The following is a 17,890-nucleotide window of genomic DNA, read 5'->3' as shown; positions in this document are numbered from 1 at the left end:
GATAATTTTAGAGGTTTAAAGTTAGTAATTATCGCGAATTTGTAGCAGTACCTTTTCCATTTCGGCTTTTAAAACTGAAGTAGGGACTGTATAATTGCTATTCATAAAACTAAAAATTAATAATTTGCCTTTTTTGGTTATTAAATATCCGCTAAGGCTGTGGTTGTTTTTTAATGTTCCGGTTTTGGCGAAAACATAAGGCTTATCTGCTTTATAGTAGTTTTTTATGGTGCCCGAATGCCCACCTGCAGAAAGCATATCTAATAACTCTTTTTGTGGAACCTCTTTTTTAATTTTTTGAAGCAATTTTACCATACTTTGTGGGGTGAATAGATTATAGCGCGAAAGGCCAGAACCATCATACCACATAGGTTCGTCGGGTAAATCTTTTAAAAAATTCTCTTTCATATAATCTATGGCGATCTCGGTTTTAAGGGTATCTGAAACTTTGTTTGCCGCCATTAGTAAAATTTGTTCTGCAATAAAATTATCGCTCACTTTTAGCATTCGTTTATAAATGCTATCGGCCGGAATACTATAGATGGTATTTGTAAGCTTTTTATTTAATGCTGAATCTTCAATAAATGTAATCGGTTTCTGAAGGGTGTCACTTAAAAGGCTTACTAGAAATTCTGGTGAATATTTAAAAGGCACAACTTGTGAAAAATCTGAATCTTTTTTTTGATTGTTAAATACAAAACGATTTTTATGTAAATCCCGTTTTACCCGTCTCGAAATTAAACTGTCTTTAGAGTTAAAAATCGAGTCTTTAAAAACTGTTGGTGTAACCACAGGCAGCTCTTTATTATTTTGGAATTTAAAGCCTACCAGGTTTCCATAAATAGGAAATGGAGTAATCTCGGCAGAATAATAGGAGTTGTAGTCGTCCCAGGCCCAGCCACGACCCTGGTGTTTTTCGGTGTAGATTGGGGCTACATAGGCCAGATTCTCTGAAGTGCTTTTCAAAAAATCTAAAACGTCTGATTTTGGTAAATTTTCATTTAAAAATGAAGGATCTCCGGTTGCTTTAAAATAAAGGCTGTCACCTAAAACCCGATATTGAAGTGCGGGAATAGAATCATCTAAAATTTTTAGCCCTGCATAAAAAGTAAATAGCTTGGTGTTAGAGGCAGGTGTAAAATATTTATTTGGATTATAGCTATAGAGCGTTTTGTCTTTTTTAGGATCAATCACCATGAAGCCCACAAAGGCTTTTTCAAAAACTGCAGACTCCTTAAATATTTTATCTAAGGGCTTACTTATTTTTTTTGATGATGAGCAAGAGCCAAGCAATAGAGTAAGCAGTAAAAAGCTAAGACTTTTAAGAGTAGTTTTAGTGGGGAGAAGAGTATATCGCATGGAGTGAAACTTTTAATTGAATTAGTTATTTTAAAAAGAAAAGTGCAAAGTTATATAATTAAAAAGTTGATGAAAGTTTGATTTTTAGGCTTTTATATCCTTATGGTTTGAGATAAGTTGGGTATATTTAGTTGATTATTCGGAAAACTTTAACACAAAAGTAATGAGAAACAAAATTACAATTATGGTATTGCTGGCGTTTTTCCAATTTTCCGGAATTTATGCTCAGCAGCTGGAAGTAACCGGTAAGGTTACTGCAGCCAAAGACGGAATGCCTTTACCTGGAGTGAATGTTTTGGTAAAAGGAACAAATGAGGGTACGGTTACCGATATGGAAGGTAAATACGCTGTTCAGGTAGACGAAGATGCAATTTTAGTGTTTTCTTCTTTGGGTTTTTTAAAGCAGGAACAGGCGGTGAATGGAAGGAATCTAATTAATATAGCTCTTGCCGAGAATCTTGAAGGTTTGGACGAAGTAGTGGTTACTTCCTTTGGGATAGAACAGGAAAAGAAAGCTCTGGGTTATGCCGTGCAGGAAGTGAATGCAGAGGAAATTACCAAAACTAAACAACAAAATGTAGTAAGTGCTTTACAGGGGCAGGCTGCAGGGGTGCAAATCACTAATTCTGGTGGAGCTCCCGGTCAAAGTGCCAGGATTATTATAAGAGGTGTGAACTCTTTAGACCCCGATGCAGACAATCAACCTTTATTTGTAGTAGATGGAGTGCCAATAGATAATTCTACTACTGAATCTGATGGTACCCCTCGAGGACTCACAAACAGGGCTGCAGATATTAACCCTAATGATATTGAATCTTTGAACGTATTAAAAGGAGCTGCAGCAACCGCTTTATATGGAGTTAGGGCTGCTAATGGAGCTGTTATTATTACTACAAAAAAAGGTAAAGAGGGGCAGGTTAGGATTAACCTTAATAGTTCGGTTGGTTTTGAAGATATTAATAGATATCCCAAGTTTCAGGAAGTTTATGGGCAGGGATTCTCAGGGGAGTATAATCCAGATTCTTTTTGGCCTAATTGGGGACCTTCAATGGCAGAGATTAATGCTATAGATCCAGATGTTAAATTCTATGATATTTGGCGCGATGCATTTGATACAGGTGTGCAAATAGATAATTCTTTAAGTATTTCTGGAGGAAATGAAAAAGCTACCTTCTACGGTTCTCTGGGTAATTTAAGTCATGAAGGGATAATGCCTTTTAGTGATTGGAATAGGACCTCGGCCAGATTAAATGGACAGGTGAAATTTAGCGATAAATTTACATTCGCCGGAAATTTAAGTTACACTATTTCGGGTGGGAATCGTGTGCCACATGATAGGTTTATGGAGCGAATGATGTATTGGGCACCAAATCATGATGTAACCGATTATATAAATCCCGATGGCACCATGAAAACTTATGGTAACACCAATCCGCTTTACGATGCCCGCTTTAGTACTTTTGAGGATGAGGTTAATAGAACGATTGGTAATTTTAAATTTACTTATAGCCCTTTTGAATGGTTGGATATTAATTACCTAATTGGAACAGATTATTATAGTGAGAGTAGAACCGAGATTACTCCCGGTCCACTAGGGATAGATGGCGAAGTACCCTTGAGTAGTACCGGTTCTATTTCAGAAACAAGTATTGAAAGTCGGGATATTAACTCAAACTTTTTTATAACCTTCACTAAAGATTGGAACGAAAAATTTGGAAGTACTTTAAGGGTAGGAAACGATGTTTTTGAACGTAATTATGAGAGATTTGATGCCTCTGGAACCGATTTCGTGATTCCTCAATTTTACGACTTGAGTTATACGAGTCAAATTTCAAATTCACAGGATAAACGTAAAAAAAGATTGGTAGGATTATATGGCGATTTGATGTTGAGTTATGACGATATGTTATTTTTAAACATAACTGCAAGAAACGACTGGACTTCAACACTTCCAATTGGTAATAATTCATTTTTCTACCCATCGGTTAATGTAGGCTGGGTTTTTAGTGAAGTTATTGAGACACCAGAATTTTTAAACTTCGGAAAATTAAGGGCTTCCTGGGCACAGGTAGGAAAGGATACAGATCCCTATTTAATTGGGCAAACCTATACTTCTCCAGACGTTTACCCCTTAAATGGCCAGGTTGGTTTTACTAGGTTTAGTAGATTTGGAGACCCAATTTTGAAACCGGAAGAAACCACTTCTATTGAGTTTGGTACAGATCTTAGGCTTTTTGAAAATCGTTTGGGAATAGATTTTACCTGGTATAAGTCTAATAGTAAAGACCAAATTATTCCGGTTCCGGTTTCAGAAAGTGTAGGTTTTTCGACTTTTGTTACCAATGCAGGTGAGATTGAAAACAAAGGTGTTGAGTTTATTGTAAGGGGTACTCCGGTGAGAACCGAAGATTTTACCTGGGATGTTTCTTTAAATGCCGCTTATAACAAAAATGAAGTGGTGAATATTAGGGAAGGAATAGATGAAATTGTAGTGGGAAGCCAATTTGGATATGCCGGAAGTAGGGTGACTATGAAGCTTATTGAAGGAGAAGCTTATGGAAATATCTTTGGTAGTAGTTATGAGAGGTTTGGTGCAGATGAAAATAGCATCTTTCTAAATGAAGGCTTGCCAATTGTAATTGGAGAAAATGGTTTCCCGGTTAGAAATGGCGCGCAGCTTGTTTTAGGAAATACAACCCCTAAATGGATTGGTGGCCTTAAAAATGATTTTTCTTACAAAGGCTTCGATTTATCTTTTCTTATAGATTTTAGAACCGGATTGGAGCAATATAGCCAATACGATAATTTCTTTGCAGCTTTTGGTATTGCTGAATATACCCTTGCAAGAAATGATACACGGGTTTTTAACGGGGTGCTGGCAGATGGTTCTCCAAATAACCAGGAAGTGTGGTTAGGCCAGGGCGAAGGCCCTGATGGTAGGGATTACGGGGCCGGCTTCTATAGAAACACCTATAGAACCGTAAGTGAAAATTTTGTACACGACGCTTCGTTTATAAAGTTGAGAAATATTTCACTTGGTTATAATTTCCAGGAAAATATATTAAAAGTTTTGCCATTTAACTCTGCACGGGTTTCGGTGGCAGCAAATAATATTATTCTATATACTCCCTGGGATGGTTTTGACCCCGAATCTTTTAGTGCCGGTGCCGGCGGAAATGCAGTTGGTTTTACCGGCTTGGGTTACCCCGGAGTACAAAGCTTTTTTTTCACGCTTAATTTAGGACTATAATTTAAAAGATAACGAATATGAATTTTCTAAAGAATAAATACACATATCTTGTTATATCCGGATTATTTATGTTTTCGTCTTGCGAAGATTACCTGGATATTAACGACGATCCCAATAACCCCACAGAAGCACCAATTTCTGCCTTAACGGTAAATTCCACTTTTGAAACGGCCCAGAATACATTTAGAATGGGAAATATTACTACCAACTATGTGCAACATCTGGCTTCACCTAACCCCGCAAGTTCTTCAGATGTTATGGACCCGGTAAGTTATAGCAGTACCTGGTCTAATATGTATAATGTAATGACCGATTTAAGTGACTTAATAAATCAGGCTTCAGAGACCAGTGCCAATCATTATCAGGGAATAGGGCAAATTTTAATGGCCCTAAATCTTGGGATGACGGTAGATGCCTGGGGAAGTATTCCTTATAGCGAAGGACTAAATTTCCAAACCATTACACCTTCTTATGACGATGATAGTCAATTATACCAGGAAGTTTTAACATTGTTAGATCAGGGTTTTGGAAATCTATCTAATCCCACCGAGATTTCGGTAGGAGAAGACGATTTTATTTATGAAGGGGATATCGATAAATGGATAAAATTGGGTAATATGTTGAAAGCAAGATATCTTAATCATTATAGCGAAACCGATTCTTACGATCCGGTTGCCGTACTTGCGGCTTTAGATGAAGGAATGGAATCTAACGAAGACGATGCTCAGGTAGAATATTTTCCGGAAGAATTTAATCCCTGGGCCCAGGTAGCTATCGATAATGCCGATTTACTCCTGGGAGGATGGATTTCTGAACAATTTATAGAAAGTATGGATGGAACTCTTTATACTGTTCAGGACCCAAGACTGCCTTATATGGTTGGGGCTACAGATGATGGTGAATATATTGGTGTAGAAAATGGAGCCGGTAGGGGAAATGCTCCTGAACAAGGTGCAAGGTCTGTACTTGAGCCGGGTGACTTTTATACCGGTGAACAGTCCCCAATATTAATTGCTACATATTCTGAACAGAAATTTATTGAAGCCGAAGCAGCATTTAATATAGAAAAAAGTAGGTCTTATCAGGCTTATTTAGCCGGTATTAGAGCTCATATGACCAAAATTGGGGTAGAACCGGCCGAAATAGATGCCTATATCAATAACCCGGCAGTAAGTATGGGTGAGGCAGCTTTTAGTATAGATGACATCTTTAAAGAGAAATGGATAGCTATGTTCTTACATCCCGAAACCTGGGTGGATGCTCGTAGATATGATTATGCTTATGAAGATTTTGATTTACCCGTAAATGTAAATCCAGATCTTAATGGCGAGTTTATAGCCAGATTGGCTTATCCCGATTCTGAAATAAGTAGAAATGGAAGCAATGCCCCCGATGTTAGTCTTACCGATAAAATTTTCTGGGATGAATAAATACCACTTTCATTAATTTTAAGAAGCTGTCTGAAAGGGTTTTAAAACCGTCATCTTGACGAGAATAGACTTTAAACGATAATCATTAATTTTGAAATCTCTCGGTCGTACCGGGAGATTTCAGTTTTAAATATTTATAGAATGAGATATGTAGTTTTTATTTTCAGCCTTTTACTCTTAAGCTGTAAAAGCTCGGATGTTGCTAATAATATCATAGATCGTCCAATCATTTTTAATGAAGAACGAAAACAGCTTAGTCTTGATTACCTGAAAGAACGTTACTGTTTAGAAAAATCTATTCCTGAAATTACTCCAAAAATGATTGTGCTCCACTGGACGGCAATTCCAGATTTAGAAGGTTCATTTAGGGCTTTTAATCCGGTTAGGTTACCGGGCGCCAGGGAAGATATTCAAAAAGCAGGTGCTTTAAATGTATCGGCGCACTTTTTGGTAGATCGCGATGGCACAATTTATAGGTTAATGCCCGAAACAACTTTGGCCAGGCACGTAATTGGCTTAAACCATGCGGCAATTGGAATTGAAAATGTAGGAGGAACAAAAGAAACTCCGCTTACCAAAGCCCAGCTCCAGGCAAATATTGATTTAGTAAACTATTTAAATAAAAAATATCCTATAGAATATTTGCTGGGGCATTATGAATATCCGCAATTTCAGGGACACCCGTTATGGCTGGAAAAAGACGATGCTTACAGAACCCAAAAAACTGATCCCGGAAAAGAATTTATGCAAAAAGTTCGGGAAAAAACGAAAAATCTTAATTTTAAGCCTGTTCCTAAAAATGAACCTAAATGAATTTTAAAAATATTGGTTTCTTATTTTTTCTAGGTGCATTTTTTAGCCTTTCAACTAGCCTGGCACAAGAAAAAGAATTGTATAGAGGCTTATATAATTCTTACGATGCTTTTAAAGAAAACTCTATTGAAAAACGTCGTTTTACTCAAACTCAAATTCAACCCTTAATCAACGAGATTAAACAGAAAGAAATGTTTAAGGTTGTAAAAGTCGGGGAATCTATAGAAGGAAGACCACTCCAGTTAATTTCTGTTGGAAGTGGAGATGTAGATATTTTCCTGTGGTCCCAAATGCACGGGGATGAATCTACCGCTACTATGGCAATTTTTGATATTCTTAATTTTTTAGATTCTGAAGCATTTTCAGCAGAAAAAGAAGAAATGTTGAAAAAGCTAAAGCTCCACTTTTTACCTATGTTGAATCCAGATGGCGCAGCACGTTTTCAGCGTAGAAATTTATTGGGGGTAGATATTAATAGGGATGCCTTGCGATTACAATCGCCCGAAAGTAAGGCCTTAAAATGGGTTCGGGATAGTTTGGATGCCGATTTTGGATTTAACCTTCACGACCAGAGCACTTATTATAATGCTGAAAGAACTCCAAAACCCGCCACTATTTCGTATTTGGCTCCTGCCTACGATTATGAAAAATCTATCAATGAGGTGCGAGCTGCGGCAATGCGGATAATTGTGCAAATGAACAATATCCTGCAGGAATATGCGCCCGGCCAGGTAGGTAGGTATAACGACGATTTTGAACCGCGTGCTTTTGGAGATAATATTCAAAAATGGGGTACAAGCACTATTTTAATTGAATCTGGTGGCTACCCAAACGATCCCGAAAAGCAGGAAATTAGAAAGTTGAATTTTGTTTCCATCCTTGCGGCTATATTTTCTATTGCCAACGAAGATTATAAAAATGCTGATATTTCGAAATATGAAGAAATCCCTAATAATGACCGGAAACTTTTTGATTTAAAACTTACCGGACTTACTTATGAATTGTTAGGGAAAGATTATATTCTCGATTTAGGGATTAACCAGAATGAAATTCAGGATGAAAATCTAAATTATTTTTACGACGCCTATATTTCAGATCGGGGTGATCTTTCTACTCATTACGGATATAGGAATTTAAATGCTTTAGGCTTTAAGTTAGTTAAAGCAAAAATTTACCCGGAGAGCTTTCAGAATATAGAAGAACTTCAAAGAGAGGATATTTTTAAAATGCTGAAGGATGGCTATGCTTATGTGCCTTTAAAAAAATTACCGGAAGCTAATGCTGTTAAGTTACCAATTAACCTTGTTGCTGAAGACTTTGAAGTTCCGGAAAATTTAGAGCCTAATTTCTTTCTTGAAAAGGAGGGAGCATTGAATTATGCAGTAATCAATGGGTTTTTGGTAGTATTGTCTAATGAGGAAGTAGAGGTGCCAAATGCACTTATTATAGATTAAGAAGGAATTATGCCTGTGGTACAGCTTAAAAAAAGAAGATTACGTATCTTTGCAGGCTATGATTACAGAAGAGACAAAGGCATTGGTAGATGATGGCATAATGCTTCCGTTAATGGAGGAGTTTTATACCATCCAGGGAGAAGGATTTCATAAAGGAACCGCGGCATATTTTATAAGAATTGGCGGTTGCGATGTAGGATGCCATTGGTGCGATGTAAAAGAGAGTTGGGACCCGGCTATTCATCCACCAACCCATATTGGTGAAATAGTAGAAAAGGCTGTGGCCAATAGTAAAACTATAGTGATTACCGGAGGAGAACCACTAACCTGGGATATGACTAGGCTTACCGGTGCTTTAAAAGCTAAAGGTTGCGATGTTCATATTGAAACCTCTGGAGCCTATAAATTAACAGGGGAATGGGATTGGATTTGTTTATCACCCAAAAAAATAAAATTACCTACTGAAGAAATTTATCCGTTGGCTCACGAGTTAAAAGTGATTATCTTTAATAAGCACGATTTTAAGTTTGCAGAAGAACAGGCAGCAAAAGTTAGTGAAAACTGCATACTTTACCTACAGCCCGAATGGAGCAACAGGGAAAAAATGATGCCCCTAATAGTAGATTTCGTGATGAAAAATCCGAAATGGAAAGTTTCCCTTCAAACCCATAAGTATCTTAATATTCCATAAAAATAATTGGAATATTAAGTGGAAGTAATTAAGCTGAACTGGTTTTCAGCTTCTAGCTGATATACCTTATTAGATCCTGAAGTAAATCGGCCAGAAAATATGGGCAGGTTCAGGATAAGGCTTTGTCTAATTATTTTTGCACCAGCACATCCTAAATATCTCAATACCTTATAAAAAAAAAGCTGCTTCTGGGAGAAACAGCTTTTTTATCATTCAAATTTTTATTGGCACAGCAAAGGGATGTAATACCCGAGGCTTGCTCCGAGATAGTCTACTAACCTGCAGGTGAAAAAGGTATTTTTACATACTTATCTGCCCAACCCATTAAGAGGTTAGCTCCTGCTTCATCTTCTTTTTGCTCTATTGCCATAGAGAAATTCTCGATATTATGACTCGCATTTCTAACTGGTACTTTAATTCTTACGTAATCTTGTTCATCGGTATATTCGTAGGCACCCCAGGTGTGAATAGATTTATTTAAGATGATAGTCCAATGTTTTTCATTTGGAATAGTGTAAAGCGTATAAGTACCTGCTTTTACGGTTTCGCCACCAATGCTCATATCTTTGTAAAAAGTGATTTCGGTAGCTTCGTTTGCTCCGGTTCTCCATACTTCCCCATAAGGAACCAGTTTCCCAAATATTTCACGATCCCGCATTTGAGGTCGGCTGTAAATTACCCTCATAAGCACCTCGTCTTTTTGATTACGGTGCAAAATCATATCAAGGGGGCTGGTGTCTAATTTAGGAAAATTAGGCTGGCTAGACAGCTGCGTTTCCTGAGCCTGTACATCCTGGAAACCAATTAATCCTATTAAACATACGGCTGTAAAAAGTATTTTTTTCATTGCGTTAATTTTTAATGTTAAAGATAATCTACTCTTAGCTACTAAGGTGTTAAAAATTTATTTAGTTGCTGTTAAAATACAGGATATTTACATATGTAAGAGATGTAAGTGTTTTAATGATTGTTTACTTACTTTCAGTTTTTAATTAGCCCTTACGTGTTTCTTGTTTTAACTGGATGATGTGTAAGTATTTGTTAAATGTAATATAGAGTGCATGTTTGTAAGGTATTATACATCTAAATCTTAGATGGAAAACTAGCCGTAGTTGTGAAGCGGTTTTCGTAAGAAAAAATTAGTAGGCTTCCTGAAATAATGTTCCGTTGTAATTCAGGTAAAAATGGAATACATGTATTGGAAGGGGTATGTTGAGTTGTAATAAGGTGGAAGGATCTACACTTGTTGGATAGCTATAAATGAGAAAAAAGAACTTGAATAATTAGCCTAAGTTTAAAGTAAACAATCGTGTGGTTTGTTATGCCCGAAATACAGCATTGAATTAGCTGTGTTTTGGGCTTTTTTTGCACAAATTGTTAATAACTTAAAGCGGTCTAAGACTTAGCGGTATCATTTAAAATATGGGTTTTGTTATATTTGTTCGTTATTCAAAATAGACGAATTTAATTAGCGAGATATATGAGCGAGGAAGCCAAAAAACAGAATTATTCGGCCGATAGTATTCAGGCTCTTGAAGGTATGGAGCACGTACGCTTGCGCCCTTCTATGTATATTGGTGATACTGGTATACGCGGTTTGCATCATTTGGTATATGAGGTTGTAGATAACTCTATAGATGAGGCTATGGCCGGCCATTGTGATAAGATAAAAGTAACCATAAACGAAGATGGTTCAGTCACTACCGAAGATAACGGAAGGGGAATTCCTATAGACCTTCATAAAAAAGAAGGTGTTTCTGCTTTGCAGGTAGTAATGACCAAAATTGGTGCAGGAGGTAAATTCGATAAAGATTCTTATAAAGTTTCCGGTGGTTTGCACGGGGTTGGTGTAAGTTGTGTAAACGCACTCTCTACAGCTCTTAAAGCCACAGTTTACAGGGATGGGCAAATATGGGAGCAGGAATATGAAATTGGTAAGCCACTTTATCCCGTAAAACCTGTTGGTGAAACCGAACTTAACGGAACGGTTATCACTTTTAAGCCAGACCCCAGTATTTTTCAGCAAAGCGTAGAATATAGCTACGAAACCTTGTCTAGCAGAATGCGCGAGTTGGCTTATTTGAACAAAGGAATTGAAATTATCCTTACCGATAAACGCGAGGTTGATGAAAAAGGGGAGTTCCTTTCTGAAAGATTTTATTCTGAAGAAGGGCTAAAAGAGTTTATAAAATTCCTGGATGGTAACCGTGAGCCTATTATTGCTGAGGTGATCTCTATGGAAGGTGAGAAGAATGATATTCCGGTTGAGGTTGCGATGGTTTATAACACCTCGTTTAACGAGAACTTACATTCTTATGTGAATAATATTAACACCCATGAGGGTGGAACTCATTTGTCTGGATTTAGAAGAGGATTAACTACTACCCTTAAAAAATATGCCGATGCATCGGGAATGCTCGATAAGCTAAAGTTTGAAATTGTTGGAGACGATTTCCGTGAAGGCTTAACAGCAATTATTTCGGTAAAAGTAGCCGAGCCTCAATTTGAAGGGCAGACCAAAACTAAACTGGGAAACAGGGAAGTGACTTCGGCGGTTTCACAGGCGGTTTCGGAAATGCTTGAAAATTACCTTGAAGAAAACCCTAATGATGCGAAAACCATTATTCAAAAGGTGATTCTTGCTGCTCAAGCCAGGAATGCGGCTAAAAAAGCCCGTGATATGGTGCAGCGTAAAACTGCCATGAGTATTGGTGGTTTGCCCGGGAAATTATCAGATTGTTCAGAACAGGACCCTACGCAAAGCGAAGTGTTTCTTGTGGAGGGTGACTCTGCAGGGGGTACTGCCAAGCAAGGGAGAGATCGTAGGTTTCAGGCAATTCTTCCGTTAAGGGGTAAAATCCTGAATGTTGAAAAAGCGATGACGCATCGTGTTTTTGATAACGAAGAGATAAAAAATATATATACCGCTCTTGGGGTTACCATAGGTACCGAAGAAGATAGTAAAGCTCTAAATACTGAAAAATTAAGATATCATAAAGTAGTAATTATGTGTGATGCCGATGTAGATGGTAGCCACATTGAGACTTTAATCTTAACTTTCTTTTTTAGGTATATGAAAGAGTTGATAGAAGGAGGAAATATTTATATAGCAACCCCGCCTTTATATTTAGTTAAAAAAGGAAGCAAAAAGCGTTATGCCTGGAGCGAAGAAGAGCGTGATGAAATTGCTGAAAGCTACAGCGGTGGAGTTCAGATTCAGCGTTATAAAGGTCTTGGGGAGATGAATGCCGAACAACTTTGGGATACTACCATGGACCCTGAAAGAAGAAAGTTGAGACAGGTGACTATAGATAATAGTAGCGAGGCCGATAGGATTTTCTCTATGTTAATGGGAGATGAGGTGCCACCAAGACGTGAATTTATAGAGAAAAATGCGAAATATGCCAATATTGATGCATAGAACCGCATAACTCTAGAAAATAAAACCCGTAAGTAAGCTTGCGGGTTTTTTTATAGTATAAACCGAGATTGTATAGGGAATACTTTTTTTGTTATTTTTACCACCTAACTTAACACCTACCTATTTTGAAAATTCGAACTAAATACCTCATTTTATCTATTTTATTTTCAATTGGTTCTTACGCACAGGAAGACGATGTTACAAAATTCGCAAACGAGATGTTGTATATCGCCGATGAATTTGCAGGGCCAGCAGCCGAAGGAGCGGCCTACCAGGCCGGTGCAGGATGGTTCACTTCTGCTACCGCTTTAAAGCCCTGGAAAGTAGAGATATCGTTTCAGGGAAATGCGCTTATTGTTCCTTCTAACAGGCAAAGTTTTACTATTTCTAATAATGATTTTGCCGGTGTGCATTCAGGCGGAAGCCCAATTTTAAGTATTGAAGGTGAGGGTAGTAATGCAGTAGTTCCAACGGCATTTGGTGGAGAGACAGAAACTTATTTTGTAGGCGAAGTTGACTATTTGGGTAATACTGTGCCTATTAGGTTTAGGGCTATAGAAGGAATTAATAAAAATATCCTTGCATATCCATTTGTTCAGGCTACGGTTGGCTTACCTTACGAAACAGAATTTTCTGCTAGAATTCTTCCGCAATTAACGGTAGATGGGGTGGCATTTACTACTTATGGTGCAGCGGTAAAGCATAATTTCACACAATATTTTAGGTTTAATAATGAAGACGATTTTCAGGCTTCGGCAATAATTGCCTTTAATAAGTTTGATGCCGAATATGAATTTGTAGATCCTGTAAACTTGTCGTCTGAAGGAAGCTCTTTTGGGAATCTAACCCTGGTAAACGTGAACTCTAATTTATGGATGGCCTCGGTATTGGGATCTAAAAAATACGGCGACAGTTTTGAGGTTTTTGGAGCTTTGGGGGCAACAAATTCTAACTTTAGCTATGCTATGGGAGGAACCGGGGTGGCTTTAAGACCTATTAATAATGCCCTTGCGCGTTTAGATCAAAGTCAGGCACAATTTAAGGCCGATTTGGGCTTTAATATTTACTTTAATCGTTTTAAGATTAGCACTATGGCTACAGCCGGTAAATTTTTTCATATGAATGCCGGGCTACATTTTAGGATCTAAAAAAGGCTAGTTTTAACCATATCTTCTAGTAATACTATGGCAATATTCGTATTTTTGAGGTCAATTATTAACCGATTTAAATAAAATATAAGATGAAAGTTACTATAGTAGGAGCAGGTGCCGTTGGTGCCAGTTGTGCAGAATATGTTGCTATTAAAGATTTTGCTTCAGAAGTGGTTTTACTCGATATTAAAGATGGAGTGGCCGAAGGAAAAGCGATGGATTTAATGCAAACCGCAACCCTTAACAGTTTTGATACAAAAATAACCGGTACAACTAACGATTATGCTAAAACAGCAGGCAGTGATGTTGCTGTTATTACTAGTGGTATTCCTCGTAAGCCCGGAATGACGCGTGAAGAATTAATTGGAATAAATGCAGGGATCGTAAAAGAAGTTGCATCAAACCTTATTAAACATTCTCCAAATGTTACGCTTATTGTGGTGAGTAATCCGATGGATACCATGACTTACCTTGTACATAAAACTACAGGTCTTCCAAAAAACAAAATTATTGGAATGGGTGGAGCTTTAGATAGTGCCCGTTTCAAATTTAGATTGAGTGAAGCTTTGGAATGCCCTCCATCTGATGTAGATGGTATGGTAATAGGTGGACATAGCGATACCGGTATGGTGCCGCTTACAAGATTAGCAACCAGAAATTCTGTGCCCGTTTCAGCTTTCTTGTCAGAAGATCGTTTAAACCAGGTTTCAGAAGACACCAAAGTTGGAGGGGCAACTCTTACCAAATTATTAGGAACCAGTGCCTGGTATGCACCGGGTGCGGCAGTTTCTGCCCTTGTTCAGGCAATTGCTTGCGACCAAAAGAAAATGTTCCCTTGCTCAGCATTGCTGGAAGGTGAATATGGACTAAACGATATTTGTATTGGTGTGCCTGCAATTTTAGGAAAAGATGGTTTGGAAAAAATCGTCGAAATTGAACTTGATGATGCAGAGTCTAAAAAGATGAAAGAAAGTGCAGAAGGTGTAAATAAAACCAATGCCCTATTAGAACTATAAATAGTTTTTACCTTGAATATATGTTAAAAAAGGCCGCAAGTTTAGCGGCCTTTTTTGTGTTTAAAAGTTAAATTATTCAAAAAAAAATTGTTGGGATTTCATTTTTGAAACCCTATATTTGTCCGTTTTTAAAATTGACCTAATTAATTATAACTTAAGGAATAATGCAGAACAAAGGACTGATTAAGGTTTTTGCAATTTTATTTGGGCTGGTATGTATATATCAGTTGTCTTTTACTTTTATTGCTAATAATGTAGAAAATGAAGCTGAAGATTTTGCCAGGCAAAAAATTAGCGAAAATGTAGAAAACTATTCAGCATTGAGAGATGTTGAACAGCAAAAATATCTCGATTCTGTTGCGAATGAGGAGATTATTGCAGGTATTACTTACAGTAACGCCAAAGACAAAGAACTAAATAAAGGACTTGACCTTAAAGGCGGAATTAATGTAATTCTTCAAATTTCGGTTAAAGATATTCTTGCCGGTTTGGCAAATAATACCAACGATCCCGCTTTTAACCAGGCAATAGCTGAGGCCGATGAAGCTTCTAAAGACAGCCAGGACGATTATATAGATCTTTTCTTTGAAGCTTTTAATAATATTCCTGATGCTAAATTAGCCTCTCCAGATGTGTTTGCGAATAAAACACTAAGTGATGAGATAAATTTTGAAATGTCTAATGCTGATGTTGAAACAGTAATTAGAAGAAAGGTTGATGAGTCTATTACTTCTGCTTTTGAAGTTTTAAGAAAACGTATCGATAAATTCGGGGTAACCCAACCAAATATTCAGCGTCTTGGTAATTCAGGAAGAATTCTTGTAGAATTACCGGGTGCTAAAGATATTAATCGTGTAAAGGGATTGTTGCAGAGTACTGCGCAATTAGAATTTTGGCACGTATATAAAAGTAACGAATTAGGTAATTTCCTGGCTCAGGCTAATAATGTGCTTAGAGAGGTAGTAAGTAAAGAGAGCAAAAAAACGGAAGCTGAAACCGATACTACTGCTACCGATAGCGATATAGATGAGTTGCTTGCAGAAAGCGAAGATTCTACTGAAGTAAGCACCGGGAATAACCCTCTATTTGAACTTATTCAGGGGCCTGGATTCCAGGGAGGACCGGTTTTGGCATATTTCTCTGAAAAAGATACTGCCAGGGTAAATGAATATCTTGCCATGCCACAGGTAAGATCTTTACTTCCGGCATCACAACGTTATGCTAAATTCGCCTGGGGAATTCCACAGGATGAAGAAGGTGTAGTTGGTCTTTATGCTTTAAAGGGTAATCGTAATATGGAGCCACCGCTTAGTGGTGATGTGATTACTGATGCACAACAAACTTACGACCAAATGGGGCGTGTTGCCGTATCTATGCAAATGGATGGAAGAGGAGCTAAGATATGGGAAGAAATGACCGGCCTTGCTTCTACACAACAAAGCAATATTGCCATTGTTTTAGATAATACTGTTTATTCTGCTCCGGGAGTTTCTACAGGACCTATTGCGGGGGGAAGAAGTGAAATTAGTGGAGATTTTACAATAACCGAAGGTCAGGATTTGGCCAATGTTCTTAGAGCTGGTAAACTGCCTGCTTCTGCAGATATTATTCAAAGTGAAATTGTAGGGCCAAGTTTAGGTCAGGAAGCCATAGATAGCGGGATCTGGTCTTTTGCCATCGCCCTTGTTTTTGTGTTGTTATGGATGGTTTTCTATTATGGTAAAGCCGGTCTTTTTGCCGATGTTGCCCTGGCAGTAAACATTCTATTTATCTTCGGAATCCTTGCAGGTCTTGGAGCGGTGTTAACTTTACCAGGTATTGCCGGTATTGTGTTAACTATTGGTATCTCGGTAGATGCCAACGTACTTATCTTTGAAAGAATTCGAGAAGAACTTGCAAAAGGAAAAGTACAGAAAGATGCTATTAAAGACGGATTTAATAACGCACTGTCTTCAATTTTAGATGCGAATATTACTACCGGTTTAACTGGTTTTATCCTTTTAATTTTAGGTACAGGGCCAATTAAAGGTTTTGCCACTACTTTATTAATAGGTATCGCAACTTCTTTATTTACCGCAATTTTCATCACTAGATTATTTATTGATGGTTATGGTAAAAACGGAAAGTCACTTGATTTTGCTACAGGCGCAACTAAAAACCTTTTCAGAAATGTAAAAGTAAATTGGTTAGGGAAGCGTAAAATGGCTTATACAATCTCTGGAATTTTAATCGTGATTAGTGTTGGGTCTTTATTAGTGCAAGGACTAAACCAGGGGGTTGATTTTGTAGGAGGTAGAACTTATACCGTACGTTTCGATAAGGATGTGAACCCAACCGATGTGGAACAGGATCTGATCGCTGAATTTGGAAGTGCCGAAGCAAAAACTTTTGGGCCAAATAATCAGCTTAAAATTACTACGAAATATAAAGTAGATGAAGAAAGTACAGCAGTAGATAATGAGATTCAGCAATCTATGTTTGAAGCTCTGCAGTCTTACCTTCCTCAAGATCTTACCTACGATGAGTTTACAGCAGGAGGTGCCGGAAAAGATATTGGTATTATGCAGTCTATGAAAGTAGGTCCAACTATTGCCGATGATATTAAGAACGACTCTTTCTGGGCTATCTTAGGATCGCTAGTAGTGATTTTCCTATATATCTTATTGCGATTTAGAAAATGGCAATTTAGTATTGGTGCGGTTGCCGCAGTAGCACACGATGTTATTATTGTATTGGGTATCTTCTCATTACTATACAAAGTAATGCCATTTAGTATGGAGATTAACCAGGCATTTATTGCTGCCATACTTACGGTAATTGGTTACTCATTAAACGATACCGTGGTTGTATTTGATAGGATTAGGGAATTTGTAAACGAACATACAAGTTGGCCGTTGGGAAGAACTGTAAACAGTGCTTTAGATAGTACCATAAGTCGTACTTTAAACACCTCGCTTACTACCTTAATCGTATTGCTTGCCATCTTTATCTTTGGTGGAGAAAGTATTAGAGGCTTTATGTTTGCCTTGATTATTGGTGTAATTGTAGGTACTTATTCTTCTTTATTTATCGCAACTCCTGTGATGTTCGACAGCGTGACCGATAAATCTAAGATTGAAAAGAAAAAGAAAGTTGAAGAAGATTCTGAAGCCACTACGGTTTAAGATTTCTTCGGAAATATAAAAAGTAAAAAGCGCTCCATGTGGAGCGCTTTTTTTATGGGTAGTTTTAACTTAAAATATACTTTTAGGGGTGTCTATATACGGTAGTGGGTAAACCTGGGTTTAATCTGGATTAGGTTAAAT

The 17,890-nt window shown here is 37.5% G+C and carries 11 protein-coding genes; 9 read left to right on the top strand and 2 right to left on the bottom strand.

The annotated features are described in order from the left end of the window. Nucleotides 1-21: 21 nt before the first annotated feature. Nucleotides 22-1,359, bottom strand: a complete 1,338-nt coding sequence (dacB, locus tag I6U50_RS01245) for a D-alanyl-D-alanine carboxypeptidase/D-alanyl-D-alanine endopeptidase (protein ID WP_198637575.1) — start codon at nucleotides 1,357-1,359, stop codon at nucleotides 22-24. Nucleotides 1,360-1,522: 163 nt separating this feature from the next. Here dacB and I6U50_RS01240 point away from each other — a divergent pair, with 163 nt between their 5' ends. From I6U50_RS01240 to I6U50_RS01220, 5 genes are all read left to right on the top strand, one after another. Then, nucleotides 1,523-4,609, top strand: coding sequence for a SusC/RagA family TonB-linked outer membrane protein (locus I6U50_RS01240; protein ID WP_198637574.1), 3,087 nt, complete (start codon nucleotides 1,523-1,525; stop codon nucleotides 4,607-4,609). 17 nt (nucleotides 4,610-4,626) lie between these two features. After that, complete coding sequence (locus I6U50_RS01235) at nucleotides 4,627-6,039, top strand: SusD/RagB family nutrient-binding outer membrane lipoprotein (RefSeq protein ID WP_198637573.1); 1,413 nt, start codon at nucleotides 4,627-4,629, stop codon at nucleotides 6,037-6,039. A 141-nt stretch (nucleotides 6,040-6,180) separates the two neighbouring features. Next, entirely contained in the window at nucleotides 6,181-6,852 is a 672-nt protein-coding gene (locus I6U50_RS01230; RefSeq protein WP_198637572.1) for a peptidoglycan recognition protein family protein, read from the top strand. Beyond that, the gene (locus I6U50_RS01225) at nucleotides 6,849-8,306 is read left to right on the top strand and encodes a M14 family metallopeptidase (protein WP_198637571.1); all 1,458 of its coding nucleotides are present in this window, start codon (nucleotides 6,849-6,851) and stop codon (nucleotides 8,304-8,306) included. Before I6U50_RS01230 ends, I6U50_RS01225 begins: the two co-directional genes overlap by 4 nt. A gap of 58 nt (nucleotides 8,307-8,364) precedes the next feature. After that, a complete protein-coding gene (locus I6U50_RS01220; protein WP_193710382.1) occupies nucleotides 8,365-8,997 on the top strand; it encodes a 7-carboxy-7-deazaguanine synthase QueE in 633 nt (210 codons plus the stop codon). Between the two features lie 274 nt (nucleotides 8,998-9,271). Here the strand turns inward: I6U50_RS01220 and I6U50_RS01215 are convergent, their stop codons facing one another. Further along, entirely contained in the window at nucleotides 9,272-9,844 is a 573-nt protein-coding gene (locus I6U50_RS01215; RefSeq protein WP_198637570.1) for a DUF2911 domain-containing protein, read from the bottom strand. A gap of 633 nt (nucleotides 9,845-10,477) precedes the next feature. Between I6U50_RS01215 and gyrB the strand changes: the two genes are divergently transcribed. The 4 genes from gyrB (at nucleotide 10,478) to secDF (ending at nucleotide 17,749) form a co-directional block, all read left to right on the top strand. Next, the gene (gyrB, locus tag I6U50_RS01210) at nucleotides 10,478-12,418 is read left to right on the top strand and encodes a DNA topoisomerase (ATP-hydrolyzing) subunit B (protein WP_193710384.1); all 1,941 of its coding nucleotides are present in this window, start codon (nucleotides 10,478-10,480) and stop codon (nucleotides 12,416-12,418) included. A gap of 125 nt (nucleotides 12,419-12,543) precedes the next feature. Beyond that, on the top strand, nucleotides 12,544-13,566 hold the full coding sequence (locus I6U50_RS01205) for a DUF6588 family protein (RefSeq protein WP_198637569.1): 1,023 nt from the start codon (nucleotides 12,544-12,546) through the stop codon (nucleotides 13,564-13,566). Between the two features lie 92 nt (nucleotides 13,567-13,658). Next, on the top strand, nucleotides 13,659-14,585 hold the full coding sequence (gene mdh / locus I6U50_RS01200; protein ID WP_193710386.1) for a malate dehydrogenase: 927 nt from the start codon (nucleotides 13,659-13,661) through the stop codon (nucleotides 14,583-14,585). A gap of 164 nt (nucleotides 14,586-14,749) precedes the next feature. Beyond that, a complete protein-coding gene (gene secDF, locus I6U50_RS01195; protein ID WP_198637568.1) occupies nucleotides 14,750-17,749 on the top strand; it encodes a protein translocase subunit SecDF in 3,000 nt (999 codons plus the stop codon). Nucleotides 17,750-17,890 lie beyond the last annotated feature (141 nt).

The organism is Salegentibacter maritimus (assembly GCF_016236975.1).
In the GTDB taxonomy this organism is placed as follows: Bacteria; Bacteroidota; Bacteroidia; order Flavobacteriales; family Flavobacteriaceae; genus Salegentibacter; species Salegentibacter maritimus.
This window is presented reverse-complemented; position numbering and strand designations above follow the sequence as displayed.